This is a genomic window from Microbacterium sp. 71-23 (assembly GCF_001897265.1).
Classification (GTDB): Bacteria; Actinomycetota; Actinomycetes; order Actinomycetales; family Microbacteriaceae; genus Microbacterium; species Microbacterium ginsengisoli.
This window is the reverse complement of the sequence record NZ_MKSL01000005.1, coordinates 1-4,163: the sequence shown is the minus strand read 5'-3', so window position 1 is coordinate 4,163 and position 4,163 is coordinate 1. Positions and strand designations below refer to the sequence as shown.

The 4,163-nt window shown below is 74.4% G+C and carries 2 protein-coding genes; both read left to right on the top strand.

Annotated features, from left to right (window positions below; translation table 11 throughout):
- On the top strand, positions 1–3,264 hold a 3,264-nt coding region (gene hrpA / locus BGO15_RS00070), incomplete at its 5' end, for an ATP-dependent RNA helicase HrpA (RefSeq protein WP_286746438.1).
- A gap of 29 nt (positions 3,265–3,293) precedes the next feature.
- The coding region (locus BGO15_RS00065) for a quinone oxidoreductase family protein (RefSeq protein WP_286746435.1) at positions 3,294–4,163 on the top strand (870 nt) is incomplete at its 3' end.

Genomic DNA, 4,163 nt, shown 5'->3' with positions numbered 1-4,163 from the left:
GTCCTGGTGTTCCTCCCGGGCGAGGCGGAGATCCGCGACGCGATGGATGCCGTTCGCGGCATGTACGCGAAGGATGCGGCACCCACCGAGGTGCTCCCGCTCTACGGACGGCTCTCGGCCGCCGAACAGCACCGGGTCTTCGAACGCTCCACGGTGGCCGGCGTCCGGCGACGCGTGATCCTTGCGACGAACGTCGCGGAGACGAGCCTCACGGTCCCCGGCATCCGCTACGTCGTCGACACCGGCACGGCCCGCATCTCGCGCTACAACAGCCGCAGCAAGATCCAGCGGCTGCCGATCGAGCCCATCTCTCAGGCGTCGGCGCAGCAGCGGTCGGGACGCGCCGGGCGCACGGCGCCGGGCATCGCGATCCGCCTCTACGCGGAGGACGACTTCGACCGTCGCGACGCCTTCACCGAACCGGAGATCCTGCGCACGAGTCTCGCCTCGGTGGTGCTGCAGATGCTGTCGCTCGGGTTCGGCGACGTCGCGGCGTTCCCGTTCCTCACCCCGCCCGACTCCCGGGGCGTGAAGGACGCCTTCGATCTGCTCGTCGAGCTGGGCGCGGTGCGCCTCCCCCACCGTGACACCCGCGGCGGCCGGAGCGGCGACGGCCCGACCCTCACGGAGCTGGGTCGCGAGATCGCCCGGCTCCCGATCGATCCCCGCTTCGCACGCATGCTGCTCGAGGCGCGTCGGACGGGGGTCCTGCGCGAAGTGCTCGCGATCGTGGCGGGCATGTCGATCCAGGACGTCCGCGAGCGGCCCGAGGAGCGCCGCGAGGAGGCCGACCGGCTGCACGCGCGATTCACCGACCCGTCGAGCGACTTCCTGAGTCTCCTCAACCTCTGGAACCACCTGCAGGAGCAGCAGCGGGAGCTTGGATCCAGCGCGTTCCGCCGCACCTGTCGCGCGGAGCACCTGAACTACGTGCGCGTCAGGGAATGGTTCGACGTGCACCGCCAGCTCGTGTCGCTCCTCGGCCGGGCGAAGGCGGAGCGCGGGAGCGGCGGCGAGGCGGCGGACCCGGATGCCGTGCACCGAGCCATCCTCTCGGGTCTCCTCTCCCACCTCGGCGTCCTGGACGAACGCGCCGGATCGCGCTCCGCCGGCCGCGGCACGGGCGGCCGCGGGGCGGAGTCCCGGCGCCCGGCGTCCGAATACCTGGGTGCGCGGGGGACGCGGTTCTCGATCTTCCCCGGCTCCGGCCTGCGCAAGAAGCGGCCGCAGGCGGTGATGGCGGCCGAGCTCGTGGAGACGTCCCGGCTGTTCGCCCGCACCGTCGCTGCGATCGACCCGGCGTGGGCGGAGCCGCTCGCCGGCGACCTCGCCAAGCGGCAGCTCAGCGACCCGCACTGGTCGAAGGATGCCGGGGCCGCCGTCGCGGCCGAGAAGGTGACGCTGTTCGGCGTCGAGATCGTCCCGCGGCGGCGCGTGCAGCTCGCCCGGTTCGACCGCCCGCTGGCGCGCGAGCTGTTCCTGCGTCACGCGCTCGTCGCGGGCGAGTGGGACCCCTCGTCGCTCGACAAGCGCCTCACCGCGTTCGACCGCCGCAACCTGGAGCTGCGCCGGCGGCTGGAGAAGGTCGAGGAACGCGAGCGTCGGCGCGACATCCTCGCCGGCGACGAGGCCGTCTTCGCGTTCTACGACGCGCGCGTGCCCCGCGACGTGTTCGACGTGCGCTCGTTCGAGACCTGGTGGCGGGACGCCTCCACGCGCACGCCGCGGCTCCTCGATCTGACGGAGGGCGACCTCGTCGACGATGCGTCCCGCGCCGACGAGCGCGACTTCCCGACCCGGTGGCGGCAGGGCGATCAGGTCCTGTCGCTCTCCTACCGCTTCGAACCGGGCGCTCCGGACGACGGCGTCACGGTCGTCGTCCCGCTCATCCTGCTGCCGCAGCTGCGGCCGGACGGCTTCGACTGGCAGGTGCCCGGGATGCGCGACGAGCTCATCGCGGCGCTCATCCGCTCGCTGCCGAAGGCGATCCGCCGCCATGTGGTGCCGGCGGCCGACTGGGCGGCGCGGCTCTCCGACGACCTCGAGGGGTTCGGGCCGGAGAGCTTCGAGGGACTCCCGGCCTCGAGCCTCGCTCAGGCGCTCGCCGCCCGCATCCAGCGCGTGGCCAACCAGCCGGTCCGTCCGGAGGACTTCGACGAGGACCGCGTCCCGGGCCACCTGCGCGTGTCCTTCCGCGCCGTCGACGAACGCGGGCGCACCGTGGGAACCGGCCGCGAGCTCGCGCCGCTCCAGCAACGGCTGGCCGACAGGGCGCGCTCCTCCGTGAGCCGCTCCCTCGGCGGGGCGGCGCCCGGCACGGCATCCGCTGCGGCATCCTCGCCGGACCGCCGCGGACCGCGGCCGCCGCAGGCGGGTGCGGACGAGGGCACCGGCTTCGCCGCCCGTGCCGGCCTCACGACGTGGGACGTCGGCGACCTGCCGGACGTCGTCGACACGAAGGTCGCCGGAGGCGTCGTGCGCGGCTACCCCGCCCTCGTCGACGACGGCGACACGGTGTCGCTGCGGATCGAGTCGACGCCGGATGCCGCCGCCGCCCGCACGCGCGAGGGGGTGCGGCGGCTCGTGCTGCTGTCCTCCCCGAGCCCGGCCGCGTACGTCCTCGACCACCTCACCGCCGCCGAGAAGCTCGCCCTGGCCGCCTCCCCCTACCCGTCGGCGCGCGCCCTGGTGGAGGACTGCCGGGTCGCGGTGGCGGATGCCGTCATCGCCCGCGTGCGTCCCGACGGCGTCATCCGGACCGCGGTCGACTTCGCCGCCGTCCGCGAAGAGTTCGCCGGGCGGGTCGTCGACGAGCTCTTCGCGGCGGTCTCGCTGACCGCCCGCATCCTGACCCTCGCGCGGGACGTCGAGCGCGCGGTCCGCGCGCACAACGCGCTCACACTCCTCGGCGCCCTGAACGACGTCAAGGCCCAGGTCGCAGCCCTGGTCTTCCCCGGCTTCGTCGCCCGCACCGGCATCGCGCGTCTCGTGCACCTGCCGCGATACCTGCAAGGCGCTGTGCTGCGGCTGCAGGGCCTCGCGGACAACCCCGGACGCGACAGGCAGCGCATGAGCGAATTCGAGCGCGGCGCCGCGATCTACGCCGAGGCCGGCGGCGTCCTCCCGCCTCCGGCGGATGCGCCCGCGGCGCTCGTGCACGCGCGCTGGCTGCTCGAGGAGTACCGCATCAGTCTCTTCGCGCAGACGCTCGGCACGGCCGAGCCGGTGTCGCTGCAGCGCATCCAGCGCGCGGTGAAGGAATAGCGGACCCGAGCAGAGAGGTTTCCCCCGGCATGACCCAGGTGATCCAGTACACGGAGTTCGGCGGACCCGAGGTCCTCACGCCCGCGGAGGCCGCAGCGAGCGCGCCCGGCCCCGGCGAGGTCGCGGTCCGCGTCGAGGCGGTCGGCGTCAATCCGATCGACGCCAAGCTGAGGGCCGGACTGCGCGCCTCGGACCCGATCGTCGAGCCCCGCCGTGTGGGCAGCGATGCCGCGGGCACCGTCACCGCGGTGGGGGCGGACGTCGAGGGCATCCGCCCGGGCGACGCCGTCGTCGTCTTCGGTGCCCAGGGTGCGTATGCGGACGAGCTGGTCGTCCCCGCCCGCCACGTCGAGCCGCGCACGCCGCGGGTCACCGCCGCGGAGGGCGCCGCGCTCGGCGTGCCCGCGGGCACCGCCTACCAGGCGCTCCGCTCGCTCGACGTCCGCGCGGGCGACACCCTCCTCATCCACGGCGGATCCGGCGCGGTCGGCCAGGCCGCGATCCAGTTCGCCGCGCTCTGGGGCGCCACGGTGGTCGCGACCGCGTCGCCGCGCCGCCACGAGCGGCTCCGTGAGCTGGGCGCGATCCCCGTCGCCTACGGAGACGGACTCGCGCAGCGCGTGCGGGAGGCCGCACCGCAGGGCGTGACGGTCATCCTCGATGCTGCCGGCACCGACGAGGCGCTCGATGTGTCGCTGGACCTCCTCGCCGACCGCTCACGGATCGCGACGATCGTGCGCGGGAGCGACGCGGACCGGCTCGGCATCCGGGGGTTCGCCGGCGGATCGCCGCACCCGCTCACGTCGCAGCAGCTGACGTGGCGGCGCGAGGCCCTGCCGGTCACGCTCGCGCTGATGGCCGCGGGTCGCTTCTCCGTCGAGCTGGGTCCGTCGTTCCCG